Here is a 20,140-nt window from a genome sequence, read left to right on the forward strand (position 1 = left end):
TGAGAAACTAAAGTAGGCATCTCGAAATGATCAAAATGTATATTGAATTTATTACTCGATAATCATACCGTCTTTCATGACCAGTTTCCGGTCTGTGATCTCTGCAAGATTCGGGTTGTGGGTGACGATCACAAAAGTCTGATTGTACTTATCCCTAAGGTCAAAAAATAACCTGTGAAGATCATCTGCATTTTTTGAATCCAGGTTTCCTGTTGGCTCATCCGCAAAAATAATTTTAGGAGAATTGATCAGAGCCCTTGCTACGGCTACCCTTTGTGCTTCCCCGCCGGATAGCTGGTTGGGTTTATGATTCAGTCTCTGTTCTATTTTAAGGTCTTCAAATAAAGCATATGCTTTTTCTAAAGCTTCTTTTTCGTTTGCTCCACCAATTTTTGTTGGAAGTAGTACATTCTCTAAAGCTGTAAATTCAGGAAGAAGCTGGTGAAACTGAAAAACAAAACCGATATTCTGGTTTCTGAATTTAGAAAGCTGCTTATCATTCATATTGATAAAAGACTCTCCTGCAATGCTAATTTCCGTGTTGTACTTATTAGAGTTGCTCGGATGATCCAGCGTTCCTAAAATCTGAAGCAATGTAGATTTTCCAGCTCCGGATTCACCTACAATAGAAACCACCTCACCTATTTTAATGTGGATATCAACACCTTTCAGTACTTCTAAATTTCCATAAGATTTATGGATATTACTTGCTTTAATCATGATTCAAAAATAGCAATTTTATTTTCCCTATTAAAAAAGAAATAGATCTTTTTAAAAATAGATATTTACAATCATTCCATAGAATCATATGTAAATAAAACAAAAATCCCCAACTCGTGGGGATAGATAAAAACATCTCATTTTTTATTGCGATCTATTGACCGCGTGGGTTAAGTGAACAATTTTTTATAATAGTTTGTTTTAGAAATCCGATCGTTTAGTCCGTTTGGAGTTCCTTTAGCCTTGGCATTACCTAAATTAATAATCTTTGAGACGGATAATACATCATCAGCATCAGCATATTTATTTAAGCCTTTAAGCTTCCAAAACCACAGAGCAGCTAACACACTGTCTGCTTCATTGTCAATTATCTCTGGATTACTGATAAAATCTACGCCAGTGTCATCTGAAAGCTTTTGGAAATTACTTCTACCAGTTATTTGGAAAATACCTCCACCTCTTAATTTATAACCATCATCAGGAAATATATTTCCCAGATTTTCTTTCCCCCATTTTCCACCATACAATAAATTGCCAATGGCTCTTTGATCTGCGGGTCTTGATGATGTTCTTCCATACTTTCTGGCATCTAGCTCGGAAATTCTATGTCTTCCAAATAGCTTTAAAAGATTTTCAACCGAATAATTTAAACTTTCTCTTTTCGATTCAAGACCACTTTCATGATGTGCCTGTCCAAAAAAATGTGCTAAACGTAAAGGCGTATTTACTTCAAATTTATTAAATAAAGATTTATATTTAGCAGACAAAGGATGTTTAAACAAAGGGTTCATTTATTGTATTTTGGGTAGTTTATATTGCGAGACATATTTTTTTATAAGTTCCCAGGCCATAATGCTAATTAATGCTGTTGCCATTATAATCATTAATAACTGAAAAAAAGTTACGCCTACTCTTTCAGAAAGTTTTTGCTTTTCCTTCTTTAAAATTAATATCTCAGAATTCATTTTCTTTATTTGCTCAACCTTAGAATCAATTTCTAATTCTGCAGATTTAAGTTTATTTTCAACTTCTGACTCACTATTCAGATTAATCTCTGAGCTCTCATTTACAGGGATGTCGGCTTCATTACCGTCTTTATCTCGATACTTTACAAATCGTTGTTCCAGGCATTTTTTATTTGTATTATCTGACGATGGAATAAGATTATTTTTTATAGAGAGATTAATTTTGTTTATAGATTTTGTAGAAGTTTCAATATCTGTCCTATTAATTTTTAAGCTTGACGTGCCATACGTTTCTTCTTCGGTTTTTAATTCGATCTTTTCTTCAGTTTTGGCACTACTCACCTTCCGACTTGAACAAGAAGATAAAATAAATATAAAAATAGTAACGTAGCTAATCCAGATATACCTTTTCATTATTAACTATTTTATATCTACGAATTACATAATCGTTCTTATGAAAGAGGCGATACACCCAACTTCCCCGAATTGTGTCTTGTCCGTCAAAAACTTCTATTTCCTCAACCGGATCGGTTCGATTCTCTTCTTTTACAGCTTTTGAATTGTTATGGTAATTCGTATCACTTTCTTCTACTCCAAAATACTCTTCAAAGAAATGTTTTAGTTTAGAATATAGAGTTGATCGCTTGTTTTTCAATTGTATATTTTCTTTTTCGGCTTCTGAAAGTTTTTTATCCAATATATCAGCTTTTTGTTTTTCAACTTCGGCTTTTACTATTGCGGTTTTAACTTCTTCTGATAAGTTTGTTGTATCTAACCTTTGCGGTTCTTGTGCAAAAGCAAGACAACTAATTAATATTAATATCAAATTTTTCATTGCTTTTGGGTTTTAGGTATCCATTTTTCTAAGTTTTTAATATCATTTTTAACTGCCTTATTTTCATTATTGATTGACTTAAGCCTTTGGAATTGAGATTGATTATACTTTTCGAGCTCCTTGTTAAGCCCTTCAACATAAGCCAAAGCTTTCCTGTTTTCTTCTGCACAATTAACATTTTTCATTGTATCAATTTTAGCCTCTAGTTTTATTTTTTCATTAATAAGGTCTTTATTGGACTTATCCAATTGATATATATATATAGAATCTGCTATCCTTTGATTTTTCATTCCTTGATTGTAGCCACTTTGAGATTTAATATCTCCGTATATTGCTCCTGCAATAACTGTTACTAATACCATCATAATACCTCCTAAGGGCTTGAAAAAAAATACAAAAACCTTCTGGATCATTCCCCAGATCCAATTGCCTAACTCTTTTATTTGTAAAGGATTTTGCATTTTTTTGATTTAAATTTTAAAATTATTTTTCGTTTTTAAGTAAAAAGACCGTTGTGATTTGTCTTTTATTTATAATATTATCGATTTAAGTATACAAGATATTCCTGTACTATATATGGTAACAACTCATGTACGTCACTAAATCCATTTAGTGTGTGAGAAACTGTTCCATCAATATGAAGCAGTATTTCTGAGGCAGCTTCTTCATCTTCGCTTTTTTTGATATAGAAAATTATCTCATCTTCTGATCTTTCCCCTCTGGATTGATTAATGATTAGAGTTTTACTTTCATATCCAGTTTGACCATCAAGAAAGCTATTGATCAATTTTATGATCATTGCTAAAGTCAAGTTATCTTGTTCTGTATTCATGATTTTTATTTTAACAGTCAATATAATTTAAGGAAATCACTAAGTTTTCCAGTTGCACCCCTGTGCCTCCGTTGTTAAATCTAACTTGCAAGTCTTGACCTTGTTGTGCCATGTAATTGGATGAAATCGTTTTCCGGTTGATATTAGTATCAACAGCCGTTATGGTATTAAATGAAGCGGCGGTCAACCCATTCACTTGCAAATCTGCCGCTGAATAATTCGTTGCATCTGCTGTTGTGGCGACACCAATACTATAATCAGCACTAATTAATTGTGCTTTTCTGTCAAACCTATATAATTTAACTGCGCGATTTAAAATAGCCGGCTTTGTTCCTAAAGGAAACGAAATCTTGGTTCCGATAATGGAAGACCCAGAAACAGCATGCAATGGCTTTCCTAATACATTAATCGTATTATTTCTTAAAATTGCTTCTGAAGAGGAATTGACATAAATACCAGTGTACATATTAGGCCTTTCCTTTTCTGGATCATTGTCAATTATATTTTTTTCTAAATGAGTGCTTTTACAATAGTCAGAGATTCTTATAACCGGCTCTGTATTTAAAGAAGGAGCCACAGCTGAACAACAATTAACAAATGTGTTTTCTTTTACAAAAACGTTAGTTGTTATAGTGTTTGACACTCCAGTGTCTTGTCCTATTTCAATCGAAGGATAATTAACGGTATCATTATAAGAACAACTAATAAAATCATTACCGTAAATTCTTAAGTATTTTCCCATGGCAATAACGGCTCGGGTTTTTATTCGTAGGAAGGTGTTTCCTTCAACGCGAATAAATTTATTTGCTTTGTAATTTCCTGGTTCGTAATTACCAGATATAGAAACACCAATTGGCATGTCTATAAAGTCAGTGTTGATAATTCGGATCATTTCTCCGTTTTTACCATATATAGACTCATCATATGCTGGTTCTCTTTTAATGTCAATTCCTTTAACTTTTGCATTTTTAAAAGTACATTCAGCAATTGTAACAAGCTCGCCGGATGCAAAAAGATCAACACAGTCTCTTGAGGGACCATCAATAGTACATAATACAATTTTAAGTCCCTTAACTTTTTGTCTAGTCTTGATCCCATCCCCACCCTCGGCAATATCTTTTCCATTTTTGCTTTTCATACCAAAAATTATGACATCTTCAATTTCTCCTACAGATCCATCAACCCCCTTACCTAGATCAATATGGTACTTACAATTATTAAATTTCGTGTTTAATATGTCAATATTTGATACTTTTTCCCCAACTTCAGGCATTATCCTGATTCCAATAGTTGAGTTTTCGAAAGAAGAACCGTCTATAGTAACATTCGTTCCATTTTTTACCACTACGGAACCTTCGTGCAACGAATTACCTGTAGTTACGAAATACCCGTTAGACACTTTGGCATTATCGCCGTTAATGATAATAAATGGTACAAAACCCGTATTGGCAACTTTTGTAATGGTAGTTTCTGGATGAAGGGATAAATGTTTATTGGCGGGAATAGTTATTGACGATGATGTGGGAATTTTATATGCCCCTTTATCTAGCTCAATAGTATGTATTTCTGGTATAGTTAATATTTTTGAAACTATGGTATCTATTGTTTGATCCTCCACAGCACCAAAATCTTTTATATTAGCCCTTCCGTCAAACTGGGCAACCCAAGTTCCTCGGCTGGTTTTAATAAACTTTCCTCCATCATCAAGGAGTGAATCAAAATTCTGAACTGTGAATTTATAAGTAACAGGCAATTTATCGCCAGAGCCATAATATCCCAAAAGACTTATTTCTTGACCTTCGTAATAACCATTTGTTGACCTTAGCTCGTCAATGGTGCCCACCTTTAAAAAAGCTTCCTTTGATATAGTCTTTTTGTAGTACTCTCCATCTATTTTTCCAAAAATTTTTCCATCAAGTCTATCATCATTTATAGCAGAGTCATCGTACCATTTGGAATTCTTTCTATAATTTACAGTGGTACCATTTTCGTCATCAATTCTTATTTTAATATCTGTCGCTTCTGTTCCCATAACTAAATTGTAAAATCATTATTATACTCAAAAACAAAAGCTCCTGTATCACCTTTTGGAATTCCAAAGTCTAAAATCACATTTGAAGGTGTTCCAACATTTTTAATTGTTGGCATATCGCCTGGGTTTAAACTAGTAACTGAACCTACATTAACTGTTGCATTTTGCCCGTCCAATCCACCAAGTCTTTGTTTCCAAATTATCTCATTTTCTTCATTTAAATTAGATAGGTCTAGTAAAGGAAAATTCTCTTTAAGAATTTCTATAGAAACTCCTCCAACTTTTCTTTTTTTCCCCGTTTTAGAAACAATGACTATATCAGCAATATTCTCGTCAATGGGCAGGATATAAATACTATCAGGAACACTGGCCTCTGATAATTGTTTGATTATTTTTATTCCTTCTCCCTTAGGAAAATGTATTGCCATATTTATTCTGCTTTAACATTGTTTTCGTCATACACTTCAATATCAATAGTCTGTTGATATCCTCCATCTATATCTTTTGCTGAGAACTTGAAATTTACCATATCATCGGCAGTAACAACTTGACCCACGTGTATTGGAACATCATTTAATGTGACTCCACTTAAATCTCCTCCTGTGATTATAATTTTCGCAAATTCATCACCATCTTGATCATGATAATTCTGTAAAAACAGATCACTTGTTATAACAAAGTTTTGGGTTCTGTTGGCCAAGGATATATATAAGTCTTCAAATGTTGGTGGATGATCTACAACAGGTGGATCTTCGAAATCGCCCATACTTTCCCAACAGTTAAGTACGGCCTGACATATACTAAACCCTCCTAAAACAATTTCCTTAATAAACTCTTCATAAGTGATCATTCTTATGCATTTATCCTGCACAATCATAACGTAATCATTAAAGTTTATATGGTCAGTTATCTTTGGAAGTGACATTAATTTTTGTTTCCTCAAAAGTATGATTGAAAGTGACTTAAAGACAGTTTGCTAAATCAGCAATCCACCAAAACAAGGCTCATGAATATATATTTGTGAAAAATTATTAATGGCTCATAAAATAGTTTTCAGAGTGTCTGCAATTGTGCCAACTATTCCAGTTTGTGTTAAGTTGACACCATCAATGTTTTATGAAGACACTATTGAAAAAGATCTTGAATATACAGGGCAATCTCAGGAAACAGTTTCATTTACAAACTATTGTAATGTAGTTTTTTCAGTCCCAGATTTTTTACTTTTTACAAATACCGAGAATGGTGGAAATTTTGAAGCTAGAATTGGTAATTTTTCAATTGGTATTAACCAACAAGTTGAAGTTCCTGTTAACTACTTTGGAATATGTAAAAGTAATTCCGCCTATGTTAATTACAATATTTCTTTTAACGGAAACAACTCTGTATACAAACTAAATATTAATGCTCCAGAAATTAATAATCCACCACAAATTACAACAGTGGAACTTGTTCTTGAAAATAGAGAGGATCACGTGTTCACTTTAAATGATTTTATCTCTCATTATTCAGACATCGATGGCGATCAATTAAGTGCAATCATTTTAACTGGTGATGTTTCAAGCTTTAGACTAAATGGCAACCTAATAATAAGCGGTCAAGAGATTTCTGTTTATGATATAAATGTTGGTGCATTTAAATATTTAGCCGAAGACACAGACAACGAAATAAATGTAATAGTTACATTAAAAGCAAAAGATGAACGAGGCGAAGTCTCTAATTAGAATATGGCATTATTAAAAATTAAAGTAAAAGAAAGAACTAGAATTATTTGGGGTGAAGCTTCATTATATTTTGTAAGGTCAGTTGATACGACTCAGGAAACCACTATAACATTTGACAATGCGACAGGGCAAACATTCATTGCGAATCAAGTTTTTTATTCCTCAGGAACCATTCATACGCCTGGTTATATTTCTTTTAGCTCAAAGAATTCAGTAACTTTAAATGGTGATGGAATTTTCTATGTAAACATTGAACATTTTCCAACATCTACACAAACTAATAACAATATTACCTTTAACATTGATGGATCACCAGCATCTTTCAACTTTATATACAATTCAAAACCTGCAGTTACAGATCTTGTTGTAGAAACAGATAATAGAACCGATTACATTTTTTCTATGACTGAGTTTCTGAATCACTCTTCAGACTTTGATAATGATTCTATAGATTACATTAGAGTTAATGGAGATACAACTGGATTTAAACATAATGCAATAGATTATATTTCTGGAACTTGGGTGCCAAAAGATGATATAACTGGAGGTATTTTCATTTATCATCCGCTAGATCAAGATGCAGAATATGAAAAAAACAATACTTGGGATGCAATGGATTCTCAAGGAAATATTTCCGTAGGATAATGGCTGTTTTAAAAATAAATGTTAAGAAAAAAGTATTTGATCCTATTTCGATTTACTACTATGATGTAACAAGTATAGTAAATCAAACAAATGGTGATGACACTACTGGTGTAGCCTATGAGAGCTTTTCAGAATCGCAACATCCCACTTCTTTATTGATTAATTCCAGAAGAGATATAATTGTGTCCTTTGGTAAAACTGACGCCCAAAAAAAAGCGATTATTGATTCGAATGGAGGAGAAATAAATAAAAAAGTTTTTCTTTTCATACCTAACACCGTTTCATTATCTGATCTTAATTTCAAGGTAATAACAAGTTATAACAAAAGCATTTCTGATGGTGTAGAAATGGGTGCAGGTGGTTTAAGCTCATCTCTTTTGACTGCCGACTATGATTCTCCTAACGAAAACTTCATTAATTATGATATATCTAATGGTTTAGATAATTCAAAAGGATTTTCAGTACTTCCATTTGGAGTTACATATAATGCAGGATCATTATGTTTTGGGGTAACGGAAGTAAGGCATACTTTTGAAGTTTCAAATTCTGAAAAAGATCTACCAATTCATAAATTTATTTACTCTTCTTCTAGTATAGAACCAGAACCAATTTCAACTATGGGATATATTAGAACTAAATTAGAAACAACTTTAATCTGTTAACAATGTCAGAACTAGTAATTTCCAATAAACCGAAATGTATGTCTCCTATTCTGAATGGAATAGAGATTATTAGTAATGATACGGTAAGATATACTTGGTCATTTCAAAATAATTACAATAATTTTGCTGCAGTACTTCTTGAAATCTCTTTTGATTTAGGGCAGACATTCATTTCAGTAGCCTCGGTTCCTCCTAATAGTTCCCCTTATCCGGCATCAAGTTTTGTCTTTCAAAATGGGCCTACAGTCCCTGCTGTTATGTTTAGGGTAACCTCAACTGGTAGTCTTTGTGGAGATCTTCATAGTAATACTATTGTTACAGAATATGTTAGGACTTCAACTTTAAGTGGAACATATTATATTTCAATTCCAAATTATTCTTGTGAGGCAACATCAGGAACACCAAGCAATTATGAAGTTACATGTAAAGGATTCCGGTCATTTAGAATTTCAGAACTAGCCAATCAAACACTTGGTAAAATAAGATTAAAAACTAACGGAAATAATTCAACCACAGAATTGACTAAGAAAATAAATAATTTACCACTTATAATTGGCGAAGAATTACCAATTGATTATCAACTCGAAATAATTGCCGAAACTGATCAACAAGGGAATCCAAATGATTACCCTACAGGTCAGCATGTAAACTATATTCCGGCTATGTATGTTTTTGAACATACTTTTGATGACTGGTTGAATTTTACTGAATTCAACTTGGCTACTATGTTTTAAACGTGTATTCAATATAATCAAACATAAATCCGGAATAATTCCGGATTATTTTTTTTCATTAATAACTTTGAGGTATTCATCTTTAACAGCCTTACTCCATACCCTGCCAGATTTCAAATCAGATTGCACTTTTTTATTTCCTCTGACATCGCCAAAATATGAATATATTAGAATAGCTTTTGCTCTATTGGATGTTCCTGTACTATATGCCACATCCCAAACCCTTTGATCAATATTTTTGTTCTGAATTTTTCTTTGAATTCTCTTAAGCATTCTTTCTTGAGTATTTTGATCTTTAGAAAATTCTTTAATCTCCACCAATATTTTTTCTTTCTCTTTCCTGGCTTCACTCATATTTTCATATCTCTTGGATATTTTGTCAGATAAATTTTTCATAAGTTCATCTTTTTCTAATGACTCCTGAAATGCCTCGGAAGTTTTAACTTCTTTTGCTATATTTAATTGTCTGCTATATTCTGTTGTTTCTCTAATTGCTCTATTTATGACAGGCACCTTATTCAGCTTAAACTTTCCATTTTCATAGCCTGCAAATCCTTGTATACCATCATTTAATGTTTTATCAGTAGCCATAACATCTAATCCACCATACATGATTCCAACAAATGGATTGGTTGCAGGAGAAGTTACAAAACTTTCTACGAATGCTTTTGTTCTAACTGGTGAAAGCCCTGATTTTAATCCAAGTTCCTTATAGAACCCCTCAACTTTTGAACTGTTTGCTCCTTCAAATTTGTGTAGGGCATTTGTGTCGGTACCTTGTAATGGTTGATCAAAGAAGAAGTCATATCCAGTTAAATAAGTTAACATTGATTTAACTGCAGGGTTTTTAGCAATTATTTTACCACCTGCCTCTGGTACGTCTTTGAGGCCTTCTCCATTTGTGAAAATTCCACTGAACGCTGTTGGATCAACATTATTTGTAAAAGCAAAACCTACATTTGAATATATAGTTTTCCAATCTTTTTCTTTCTTGCCAACAGAAGATCTCATAGTATTTTCGATCAAATCCTCTGTTAATGTAAACATAGGGGTAAGGCCTTGAGACTTGGCAACCGAAACCATTGTATAAGTTTTACTGTCTTTATTATAGCCAGTGGGAATATTAAAGAAATTGGCCTTCTGATACGGACTTAAGGACTCCCTGAAATCTAAATATTTAGCAGTCGTTGATTCTTTATCATCTTCATCATCTCGTATTTTAGATAAAGCAACCATACTTAATGCAATAACAGAAGAGACACCTAAAACTGAAGTTTGTAAAACTTTCATTGTAGTCTCATATGGCTTTCTTTTGAATTGTTGTGCAATCACTCTTGTACCCTGTACTCCAGCATTAAAGTAAGGAACTACCGCTTCCATATTTTTAGACCAAATTCCTCCCTGGTTGAAGTCCATAAGATCCCTGGCTTGTCTTACCGCATAATCATACACATAATCTTGTCTTTGTTTTTCAAGATCACCTATCGATTTTATGTTAGGTTCTGTTTTCTGAATGCGTTTAATTTCATTATCAATTGCCCTCTTAAATACTGCTATTCTAAAGCCTACTTCCGAATAATTCGAGATATTTTTTAAGGAAACATATTTCAGAATTGTATTCATCAATTCTTTTTGTTTAGGCTCAACAAGGTTGTTGATAATTTTATCTTTCCATGAATTATCTTTCAACATTCCCTGGGTATTAAGGAAGTCCATTCCTCCTCCATACCCTATGTATTTGGCCATCAATGAATCGTTGCCTCTATTATGACTGTAGATTTCTTTTAAGCCTATTACAGTGTCTTTACTTAGCTGTAATACCGCCTTAGGAATAAAGGAAGAATATTCGCTACTAAAATTAATAGCATGAAGAAAATCTCTAGGGGTATTAACAATTACAAACGCTGGATTATAACCAGTAGCAAAAGCTTTTATAATCTGAGACCCAGAGAATGTGCCAATTTTATCCTTCAAATCAGCATCTATTCCTTTATTGGTATCATGCCACATTTGATGGAGCTCTTCTTCTATGAAAAATTCATTTCTAACACCATTTACAAAATAGTAAGCCTTCTTATACCCTTGTGGAGTTTTATCGTATAAATAAGTTGGATTCTGATTATTATTAACACCAGTAATAGGATTATCAATAATTTTTTTATTCAGTTCTTTAAAATATCTATAGAATCTTTCTTCATTGGTTTTTGCACCTCTCCCTTTAGAGATATTATCTTCATAATCATTAACTTTATCAGGAGCGATACTTTCAAATCGCTGTTTAGCTTTCGGAAATTCTTCATTAATAAATTCACGATTGACCCGGTTCATCATTATTACTTTATATCTCGATCCAATTGCTGTTGCTAATAGTAGTTCAGCGTTGGATAGAAGTATACCAGTAGAACCTTCGTCTAAGGACCGGATCAGCTCACTTGAAAGTCCTGAAGTTTCACTTCTAAATCGTTTTTCTTCCGAAGATAAATTTTGATCATAGTCTAAAAGATGTTCCAGAAACATTCTTGGTTGATAATCTAAACCGTTCATACTATCATATGATTCCTGATTAATAAGTCCTTCATTTTTCATGTCAGTTAGTAGCTTATTAAACTCACTGAAATAATTGTCAGATCTTCTTATCAAATCATTGTATTTCTTATCACCTAATTCATCTTTACGGTCTTGCAAATATGCCATTGCCGTAAACTTATCCATGCTTTTAGGATGATCAACTGGAACAAGATTTCTTTCTTCTCTGTTATTATCAATAGTTATAATTCTTCTTTGCTGAATTATATTATCCAAAACAGAGCGGTCAGACTTTGAAAGTCCTTTAAAAATTTTATCGTATGCTCTCTCAAATACTAACTTACCCCTTGATGCAGATCCAGCCATATTGACTAGACGGTTTTCTGTATTTACCGCACCAATTTCTGATAAGTATTTTTTAGGAAGCCATTGGCGATCAAAAGTATTTTTTGATATTGCTTCTCTCCATTTTTTTAATCTTTGCAAAAAAGGCGTTTTACGATTTATTAGATCTTGTTCTTCTTTGTTTAATTGTGAAACAGATTCTGCTGCTTTTTTAGGATCTATAGATTCATTTTTAACTCTGAAATATGCTTTTTCTGCATATTTTATCCAATCTGGAGAAGTATCGAATTTTAGAATTTCGTCAAGAGATATATTGTCATTAATGAGTTCTTGTACTCGATCTTTAATGGAATTATATTTTTCAAATTCTCTTTCAGAGTTTACTTTATTTGATTGTGATCGCTTTTCTGCCTTGTCTATAATAACATCTAAAGCTGATTGAAATTCATCAAAAGCTTTATTTACATCTCTAGCATTCATAATCTTATCTGCCTTACCAATAAGAGAAGCCGTTTCAGAAGGCGTAATTTTATCTTTTATAGATTTATCAGTTAGTAAACTTTTAATTGCATTTGAAGCTTTCTTTCGCCAAAATATTTTTTCAGAAATCCTTTCTTTCGCATTAGATAAATTTTCAAACTTTGATTTAAGATCAGAGTATTCCTTTTTCATTTCTGAAATCTTATCCCTGAAAGTTTGTTTAATATCTTTAATTTCGTTTTGTTTTTTTTCCTCGGATAATCTGATCCTTTCATTAGTCGAATTCTCAACAACTTGTTGTCGCTCCTGTTCTGTTCCAATAAGTTCAGAAACCAGATTATTTGAATTTATTCTTAATTGCTCATCTTGTGTTAATCCTTTAAACCAATCACTATTTTGTAGTTTTTTTAATCCTGATTCAATTCCATTATTTTGAATTTCAGAAACTACATCTGTAACAGTTTGAACTGGAAGTAGTTCATTCCCGTTTTTTATAGAGAATTGTATATTATTGCTATTTTTGGAAAATAGACCTGAATTAAATTCTGAAGATTTTATTTGATTTGGATCAAAAGCAATATATGTATCTTGTAAAATAGATGGATCTAAAGTGTTTTTCATTATCGCACCGTCATATCCATTTGTCTGAGCAAATTTTAGTATCTTTAAATACAAATCTCCCTCCCACCCTATATTCTCGTTTTGATATCTTTCATTTTGGTAATCATCAAAATGCTCTGTAAACTTGTCTCCAGGCCTTATTGAAGAAATATCTATAATGAAAGGATTTTTAAAATTAAGATATACACTATGGATAAATTCATTTTCATATTGCCATGTTTCTCCATAATCCAAAACTGCTTCCATTGATCCGGCAAAGTATATCCCATAATCATTATCAGAATCCCCTTTAAAACTTGGAGTGTAAAACTCCATCTTCTTTTCCCCAATATGATGAACAATTTTTGGTTCACCATTTTCATCGAGTGCCTTACTTGAATTTTTAGAATCTGATTCCCAGTTTCCAAACCAATTTTTAAAACGCTTAGTTCTAACTTCTGTCCATTGATTTTCAGTCAAATTGGAGTTTTTACCATTAGGAGCTTTTAAATATGTATTATCTGCCTTAGCTTTATCTATTATTTTTTGTTTTTCTAATTCAATCTCCGCTAAAATTTCAGATTTTATATTACCATTTTTATCAAAGTCACTTTTAGAGAAAAGAGAATATTTTAAATCTTGGATTTTTATTTGTGATGATTCAGATAGAATTGTTTTTTCACTTAATAAATCGCCTAAAACCTCATCTGTAAACAATCTTAATTCAGTGGTAGGATTAATTGCAATGCCAAGTGTCTGACCCATTTTTGCAAAGAAATCTTTAACCCATTGTAATAGCTCTCCCATTTTACCTTTAGGCCTAAGCATACTCCATTCTCCATAATTTCCAATATGTGTATTTAGAGCTTCATTCCAAATAATATTTTCATCCTGACCATAATTCCCTTCTTCTTTTAATTTATTGAAAATTTCTTTTCCTGTTTTAGTTTGTTTTAAAATTTCTACTCCTTTTTTAAATCTTGGAGGCATTAGCTGTTCCCATAAATGTGAAAATTCATGGATGGGAGTATTGTAGTTCATTCTACTATTGTCTATATAAATAGTACCATCAGGAAGTTTTGCTCCATATACTGTTTCTTTAGATGACATATATTTAATCCCAGCAATATTTGGCTTTTCATTTATATCCTGTATTATTGATAGATCAATATTTGAAGACTTCGCTTTATTCACAAATTCATTCCAATCAAATAAAACATCAACATTACCAAAGGCTTTCTTAAATGGAACTTTTAATTTATCAATAAAATTTACAAAGTCTTCTATCGATAGATAATTGCCACTGTCACTAGATGTTTGAAATTGAACCATATTTCCTTGATCATCTTTAACTTCTGTGACTTGCTTTGAAGAAGGATTATATTTAGTGCCATCTTCTGCTACAATTAAAGGTCCTTTACTGCCTTCGATTATGGTTCCAGAATAATCATCTCCAAGAAATGAAAACGTAACATTTTTACCAATATTATTTTCTTGATCTACCCCATTTATAACCTCATCAGTTACTTTTTGTTTTTGATTGTTCTTTTGAAGAATATATCCTTTTTGCTTTTGATTGATAAACTTTTCAACATCTTCCATGTCTCCAAATTCAAACTGATAATCTTCATTTTTATCCAATACAGGATTCCCTTCTTGATCATTGATTGAAACTTTAAAACCTTCAGTTCCATCAGGAAGTTCAATTGGATCTATTGTGGCTATTACATTGTTGGTTACAAGTCTTTGATTAATATTGAGTTTTATTTCAACATCTGCTTCACTTGTAACAGGCTCAATGGAGGGCTGAATGTTTTGTGTATTTTCTGTCCCTGTTTGTTCTTCTTGCTGAAGGATATCAATTCCATCCCCAACAGTTCCATCATTTGTAGTATCTGTTCTCTGTGTTGTCTCATTTTGCAGGTTTAATAATGTATTTAAATTTGACTTTGAAATTTCTGATTCATTTATTTCAGTATCATTTGACGCACTGTTTTCTTGCACTCTCACATCAGTTGTCACATCATCAGAGTTTTCTTCTACATCATAATTAAAAGTTGTAGTATTTTGATTATTATTATTTTGTAGATTGTTTAATGTTGATTGAACTCCATTTATTGGAACTGATTCAGTCTTTTCAATATTTGAAAAATCCCTTAAAGTAAGATTAAGATATTTTTCGAGATAATCCGGTGTGTAATAATCTTTTGAATTAATAAATTTCTCCTTACTCTCTAAAAATTGATCAATCTTACTTTCTGGAATATCTTTGTTGGCTATAAGATTGAGAATTTTTGAAACGGAACTTTTTACATTTTCCTTATTATTCCAATCAACATTTCTCAAAAGTTCCATAGAATTATCAAATAAATCTTTTGATCCTTCCGAAATGAACGGAAGTGTTTGCATGTTTTCTAAAGAGTATTGATTATTTACTGGAGAGGCTTCTTCTTGGACACTGTCAACTGTTTGTTCGACACTTTCTGAGACTTGCTCTTGAATTGCTTCTGGTGCCGATTGTTGTTGTGGTTGTTTTTGTGACTGCTCATTTAAATCATTGTCTAATATTAAATTTACTCTTGACTGTAGATCTGATATTTCATTTTCAATACGTGCTGAAAAAGTGCCATCATTTGATTTTAATTCTTTTTGTTTACTTTCTATTTTTTGAAGCAAAGGGATTGCCTCTGATACAGCTTTAGTAGTATGGTTTTCATTATTTGGAATTTTATCAATATATTTTTGCCTTGTCTGAATTTCTTGTGTTATTGTTTGAGCAAAATCCTTCTGGCTTTTAAAGTAGGCATCATCTTCGAAATCCTTCATTAACTGAAGTCCATTTTCATCCCGCGCTAATTCAGTAATCAATTCATTTCTTGAATAATCATCCAAGTTTACTTTCTGACCGTTTAGTGTAGCATTTCTACTACCAGCGCCACCTAACAACGAAGCTAAAGCAGAAGGTATTATTGTACCCACAATTACATCCTTATAGTCTCCTGTATCAGAAATTTTTAAATTTTTATCTGCTAGCTTATTAATGATAGTATTATTGAAATCTTGAGTGACTTGTTGAACTATCTCTTCGCCTGTTTCTCGAACTACATTGCCTGCCATTTTTTTACTAAGCTCGCCAAATAACAATTTACCTTTTTCAAGATTATTATTCATCAATGCAGAAACGATAGCATTTTTTTCGCTGTTAATGCTTTTCAGGAAGTTGGTATCAGGATTTATTCTTTGAATAATAGATTGAATGAATGATTCTGCTGCAGCATACATATGTTTACCAGCGGCTGTTTTGATTCCTCCTTGTTCAGCCATTAGGTAATTATCATTATACATTTGTACGTACCACCCTGATACAGTTGCATTTGTTGGGTTTCTTAATACATTTGCAAAATTAGAGGCTCCTCTTGCAATAGAATTTTCAGCACCTAATGTCTGAGAAATTAAGCTTGATTTAGCTAATGCATCAGTATATTTTACTCCAAGTGAATTTATTCCTTTTCCAACTCCTTGAGTTAGAAGTATGTCAGCTCCAAACTTAGCTGTCATAAAAGCAATTCCGGAAGACTTAAAATCAGTTCTGTTTTCTTTAAAGGTCAATTCTGGTAAAGTGACAGGTTTTGTTAGCTTTCCATCTTTATCAACCTTATATATAATACCATTTCTATTTTCATAAGAGTTACCATCGGAACCATTATATATTTTTACACGTTCCGAAATAGGCGATATTCTTGCATTTCCTATTGTTATTTCTTGCTCTGAAACTATGTCAAGAAAATCTTTTAAATTATCAGAAGGGATTACAGAGTTTGCAATTCGTCCAATTCCTGTCACTGTAGATTTAATAGATTCTGTAATTCCTAAAGGAATTTGAGCTAGGAAGTTTTGAGCTTTTGTTGATAAATCATCGTTTTCTTTACGCAGATAAAATTCTTCTCTATCTTTTTGTCTTTGATTATATCTGGTAAATACATTATTAATAGATTCACTTTCATTTAACCCTTTCTCAAGTTCAAAAGATTTAGAATTTAAATTAGTTGAAAGATTTCTGTAATTATTAATTTCTCTAGCTAATGAAGCCTGATCTCCTGATCTTTGAAGTTGTGCTATTCTATTTACACTAGATTGAACAGCTTCCTTATTGAAATTATAATCAGTTAATTTTTTCTGATATTCATAATTTTGGTATTCATCAAAAAGTTTTTTTCTGGAATCTTGCCTAGCAAAATCATTTTCTCTGATTGTAGACATATTTGTTTTACCTTCTTTAACAAGGAATTCTCCAAATTTTTTTACATTATCTGGATTACTAAAAAATCTATTGTAATAATCATATTCTTGTTGATCACCTTCAGCAAATTTTCCATTACCAGAGGAAAATGTATTTTCACTCCTAGATTCATTCGCCATAGCAGGGAGCAACACGTTACTATAAAAGTTTTGTGCAGCATCCGTTTTAGTAGTGTTATCAATAAAATATTTTGACCTAACAGAATTATAAGCTTCCTGAAATGAAATACCTTGTTCTTTTGAAATATTATCAGCTTCTACTTTTGCCAGGAACTCATTTCTGTAATCTTCAGATGTAAATTGCTCTCTTTCTTCATTGGTGGGAATATATCCGAACTGAGATAACTTTCGGATATAGGTTTGTTCTGGGGTAAGTGGTTCATCATTTGAATTTTCGCCAAAATTAAATCTAGCTACCTCAACATTTTTTTGTTCAGCCTCACTCTTTCTTTGACGGTTTATAGTATCAATACCATCATTAATTTGTTTTAGATAATTATCATCTACAATTTTATATACTAATCTACCTTCTGGTGTAGTAACGTAATCTTTACCATTATCAACTACTTCAATTATACCTTGATTTTGAAACTGTGCAACTTGTTTATTCCATTCTTCTACAGGCATTACAGGTTGTCCTATTATATCTGCAATATCAGAGCCTATCTCAGTAGCTTTTGTATAATTTAGAAGAGGTTTGAATTCTACATAATCACGGATAGAATCAATAGAGGGTCCATCCTCAATGAGTGGTGAGGAAGGTTGTATTAAGTTTACAGTTGAAATGTCTACTTTATCAGTAAGCGAGTTAGAAATATTGGTGTCTTCAGATGTTTCTGATTCCGATAAAGAAAGTGTTTTTGGAGAATTTAAATCCAATAAATAATTTGTATCCTGCACACTCGAAATATAATCCGGCTGAGATGCATTTATTCCTAATGACTGCTCCTGTGTGTTCTGAACTTGTGACTGAGGAATTTGAACCCCTTGCATTTGAATATTTACCGGATCCAAATCTTCGCTTAAGCTTTGATCTCCTTCTGTTACCGAAGGAAGTGCTGGCTGAATCTCTGTCGAGCTTACTGTAGACTCTTTTTTTTTTACATCATCTGAAGAATCAACCAATAATTGATTTTTTAAAATCAAAAATTCTTCAAAAGATCCACTGCCTCCATTATTCAAAAATTGTTGATATAATTGTTCCTCGTTCATTTATTTTTATAACTTTTATTTATAAATCAGAATCTGATTTTTTTGAAGTACTAAAACTTACTTTATAATTCTGATAATTTTTACCAAATATTTTGGGATTTTTTCCACTTAATCCTTTTTGATCTGCTATTGTTTTCATAAACGCTAGAACATTCTCAGGATCTTTAACTTTATTTGAAGAAAGAATATTCGTAGCCCTCGCACTTGAGACGCCCTCTATTACAATATCTTTACCATTATTAGAAGGAATATTCATTGCATAACTATATCCTCCTTGATTCGGTCCGTTTGCATTTGGGTTCCAATATGTAGTAACGCCTATTTTAGTTTGTCGTCCATTATTAGTGTTGCCATTAACAAAATAATTAATACCTCGAGTATTGAAGTGCTCAATGGTTCCATTCTTTTGTTTAATATTTAGAACAACAGGTGTATCGCTTAATGACCCATTTCCAAGAGGATTATCATTAGAGGAAGAATTAGATTTCTTAGGATTAGCTAGATCATATGCCTTTTGAGCGTTACTTAATTTCTCTCCCTTTAGTCTTTCATTTTTTAGTGCAATGTCTAATCCACTATCTTGCGTTTTAATGCCAGTGTCATTTGGAACGTAAGATTTATATCGATCAAGTATAGAAGCTTTGACTTTGTTAAAGTCATCTTCACTTTCTATTTTTTTCCCTAAAACAACTTTTGAATACTGATTAAGCCTAGGATCTACGGGTCCGGAATTGTAGTCACCATAAGTAGTGTCAAACAAACTTTTACCTCTTTCTTCCGCATATCCAGCCCAACTTTTTGTTACATTGCCATCTGTATTTTTAGTGAATTCATCACGAAGAAGTTTAGCATCATCACGTATTTGATTGTAGAATCCTTTGCCTCCATTTGATTTAGTATCATTAAGTAAATCTAATTCCGTAGGATTAGTGAAGACACCAATTAATTCTCCTGCTGATAAAAATTCTGGAGTTTCATCACTTGTTGAATTGTTATTTTTAGGAACCATAAACTTCCATGTTCCATTTGCTTTATCAAACACGGGACTTATCATCCCATTAGAAATCAATTTAAATTTGTCAAGATCGTCTGAGTCATCAAAAACTTCACCTGATGCAATTGAAACTCTTTTATCATCCAATTTTTTCAAAAATTCTGGTGATTTAAAAGATTCAGCTAGTACCATATAATCACTTCTAGCTTTATCAGCTAAAGAGCTATATTTAAAAGCATTTGAAGGATCTCTTTCTGCTCTCAATCTCATTTCACCAATATAGTCAGCAGTATCTTTGAACATATTCATTGCCATATCAGTCATAGTTGAGTCTGTTGCATAAGGCTTGACATCCATTTTATCAAACCTTTCTCCGATGGCCTTCATTTGTTGCTCCCTCATTTTAGCATCTGCGGCTCTTTTTAAATCCCCTCTTTTGATCAGATCCATAACATAGTTAGAATATAAATCTCCAACCTTGTATTCTTCTGGTTTTAATGGCTGGTAAGCAATAAAATTACCTTGAGGTGTTGCCATT

Annotated in this window: 15 protein-coding genes; 4 read left to right on the plus strand and 11 right to left on the minus strand. The window is 32.2% G+C overall.

Annotation, left to right across the window (positions count from 1 at the left end; all coding sequences use genetic code 11):
* Positions 1-51 precede the first annotated feature (51 nt).
* From ACMGDK_RS11320 to ACMGDK_RS11360, 9 genes are all read right to left on the minus strand, one after another.
* Entirely contained in the window at positions 52-720 is a 669-nt protein-coding gene (locus ACMGDK_RS11320) for an ABC transporter ATP-binding protein (protein WP_306842306.1), read from the minus strand.
* A gap of 170 nt (positions 721-890) precedes the next feature.
* The gene (locus ACMGDK_RS11325) at positions 891-1,511 is read right to left on the minus strand and encodes a glycoside hydrolase family 19 protein (RefSeq protein ID WP_436808051.1); all 621 of its coding nucleotides are present in this window, start codon (positions 1,509-1,511) and stop codon (positions 891-893) included.
* The gene (locus tag ACMGDK_RS11330) at positions 1,512-2,099 is read right to left on the minus strand and encodes a hypothetical protein (protein WP_436808052.1); all 588 of its coding nucleotides are present in this window, start codon (positions 2,097-2,099) and stop codon (positions 1,512-1,514) included.
* Entirely contained in the window at positions 2,077-2,520 is a 444-nt protein-coding gene (locus ACMGDK_RS11335) for a hypothetical protein (protein ID WP_436808053.1), read from the minus strand. The genes ACMGDK_RS11330 and ACMGDK_RS11335 overlap by 23 nt, the downstream gene beginning before the upstream one ends.
* A complete protein-coding gene (locus ACMGDK_RS11340; RefSeq protein ID WP_436808054.1) occupies positions 2,517-2,981 on the minus strand; it encodes a hypothetical protein in 465 nt (154 codons plus the stop codon). The genes ACMGDK_RS11335 and ACMGDK_RS11340 overlap by 4 nt, the downstream gene beginning before the upstream one ends.
* Before the next feature lie 77 nt (positions 2,982-3,058).
* A complete protein-coding gene (locus tag ACMGDK_RS11345; protein WP_436808055.1) occupies positions 3,059-3,352 on the minus strand; it encodes a hypothetical protein in 294 nt (97 codons plus the stop codon).
* 10 nt (positions 3,353-3,362) lie between these two features.
* On the minus strand, positions 3,363-5,384 hold the full coding sequence (locus ACMGDK_RS11350) for a pectate lyase family protein (RefSeq protein ID WP_436808056.1): 2,022 nt from the start codon (positions 5,382-5,384) through the stop codon (positions 3,363-3,365).
* Between the two features lie 2 nt (positions 5,385-5,386).
* Positions 5,387-5,812 carry a hypothetical protein gene (locus tag ACMGDK_RS11355; RefSeq protein WP_436808057.1) on the minus strand — a complete coding sequence of 142 codons (426 nt, stop codon included), beginning with the start codon at positions 5,810-5,812 and terminating at the stop codon, positions 5,387-5,389.
* A 2-nt stretch (positions 5,813-5,814) separates the two neighbouring features.
* Entirely contained in the window at positions 5,815-6,309 is a 495-nt protein-coding gene (locus ACMGDK_RS11360) for a hypothetical protein (protein WP_436808058.1), read from the minus strand.
* 109 nt (positions 6,310-6,418) lie between these two features.
* On the opposite strand from ACMGDK_RS11360, the gene ACMGDK_RS11365 reads away from it, so the two are divergent.
* Genes ACMGDK_RS11365 through ACMGDK_RS11380 form a run of 4 tightly spaced genes read left to right on the plus strand, consistent with a single transcriptional unit; the run spans position 6,419 to position 9,146 of the window.
* Positions 6,419-7,105, plus strand: a complete 687-nt coding sequence (locus tag ACMGDK_RS11365) for a hypothetical protein (RefSeq protein ID WP_436808059.1) — start codon at positions 6,419-6,421, stop codon at positions 7,103-7,105.
* Positions 7,106-7,108: 3 nt separating this feature from the next.
* Positions 7,109-7,750 carry a hypothetical protein gene (locus ACMGDK_RS11370; RefSeq protein WP_436808060.1) on the plus strand — a complete coding sequence of 214 codons (642 nt, stop codon included), beginning with the start codon at positions 7,109-7,111 and terminating at the stop codon, positions 7,748-7,750.
* Positions 7,750-8,412 carry a hypothetical protein gene (locus ACMGDK_RS11375; protein WP_436808061.1) on the plus strand — a complete coding sequence of 221 codons (663 nt, stop codon included), beginning with the start codon at positions 7,750-7,752 and terminating at the stop codon, positions 8,410-8,412. Before ACMGDK_RS11370 ends, ACMGDK_RS11375 begins: the two co-directional genes overlap by 1 nt.
* 2 nt (positions 8,413-8,414) lie before the next feature.
* Positions 8,415-9,146: a hypothetical protein gene (locus ACMGDK_RS11380; protein ID WP_436808062.1), complete on the plus strand. Its 732-nt coding sequence runs from the start codon at positions 8,415-8,417 to the stop codon at positions 9,144-9,146.
* Between the two features lie 45 nt (positions 9,147-9,191).
* Here ACMGDK_RS11380 and ACMGDK_RS11385 read toward each other — a convergent pair whose 3' ends face one another.
* Positions 9,192-18,608 (minus strand): ADP-ribosyltransferase-containing protein, encoded by a 9,417-nt coding sequence (locus tag ACMGDK_RS11385; RefSeq protein WP_436808063.1) that lies wholly within the window; start codon positions 18,606-18,608, stop codon positions 9,192-9,194.
* A gap of 19 nt (positions 18,609-18,627) precedes the next feature.
* Positions 18,628-20,139: a hypothetical protein gene (locus tag ACMGDK_RS11390; RefSeq protein ID WP_436808064.1), complete on the minus strand. Its 1,512-nt coding sequence runs from the start codon at positions 20,137-20,139 to the stop codon at positions 18,628-18,630.
* Between the last annotated feature and the right edge of the window lies 1 nt (position 20,140).

The organism is Chryseobacterium hilariae (assembly GCF_051400735.1).
Lineage (GTDB): Bacteria > Bacteroidota > Bacteroidia > Flavobacteriales > Weeksellaceae > Chryseobacterium.

What these genes read in the sequence shown, in the direction of transcription:
- ACMGDK_RS11325 (WP_436808051.1), bottom strand. Translation starts at nt 1,511, where the DNA reads ATGAACCCTTTGTTTAAACATCCTTTGTCTGCTAAATATAAATCTTTA.
- ACMGDK_RS11360 (WP_436808058.1), bottom strand. Translation starts at nt 6,309, where the DNA reads ATGTCACTTCCAAAGATAACTGACCATATAAACTTTAATGATTACGTT.
- ACMGDK_RS11380 (WP_436808062.1), top strand. Translation starts at nt 8,415, where the DNA reads ATGTCAGAACTAGTAATTTCCAATAAACCGAAATGTATGTCTCCTATT.
- ACMGDK_RS11370 (WP_436808060.1), top strand. Translation starts at nt 7,109, where the DNA reads ATGGCATTATTAAAAATTAAAGTAAAAGAAAGAACTAGAATTATTTGG.
- ACMGDK_RS11390 (WP_436808064.1), bottom strand. Translation starts at nt 20,139, where the DNA reads ATGGCAACACCTCAAGGTAATTTTATTGCTTACCAGCCATTAAAACCA.
- ACMGDK_RS11340 (WP_436808054.1), bottom strand. Translation starts at nt 2,981, where the DNA reads ATGCAAAATCCTTTACAAATAAAAGAGTTAGGCAATTGGATCTGGGGA.
- ACMGDK_RS11335 (WP_436808053.1), bottom strand. Translation starts at nt 2,520, where the DNA reads ATGAAAAATTTGATATTAATATTAATTAGTTGTCTTGCTTTTGCACAA.
- ACMGDK_RS11375 (WP_436808061.1), top strand. Translation starts at nt 7,750, where the DNA reads ATGGCTGTTTTAAAAATAAATGTTAAGAAAAAAGTATTTGATCCTATT.
- ACMGDK_RS11345 (WP_436808055.1), bottom strand. Translation starts at nt 3,352, where the DNA reads ATGAATACAGAACAAGATAACTTGACTTTAGCAATGATCATAAAATTG.
- ACMGDK_RS11350 (WP_436808056.1), bottom strand. Translation starts at nt 5,384, where the DNA reads ATGGGAACAGAAGCGACAGATATTAAAATAAGAATTGATGACGAAAAT.
- ACMGDK_RS11355 (WP_436808057.1), bottom strand. Translation starts at nt 5,812, where the DNA reads ATGGCAATACATTTTCCTAAGGGAGAAGGAATAAAAATAATCAAACAA.
- ACMGDK_RS11385 (WP_436808063.1), bottom strand. Translation starts at nt 18,608, where the DNA reads ATGAACGAGGAACAATTATATCAACAATTTTTGAATAATGGAGGCAGT.
- ACMGDK_RS11320 (WP_306842306.1), bottom strand. Translation starts at nt 720, where the DNA reads ATGATTAAAGCAAGTAATATCCATAAATCTTATGGAAATTTAGAAGTA.
- ACMGDK_RS11365 (WP_436808059.1), top strand. Translation starts at nt 6,419, where the DNA reads ATGGCTCATAAAATAGTTTTCAGAGTGTCTGCAATTGTGCCAACTATT.
- ACMGDK_RS11330 (WP_436808052.1), bottom strand. Translation starts at nt 2,099, where the DNA reads ATGAAAAGGTATATCTGGATTAGCTACGTTACTATTTTTATATTTATT.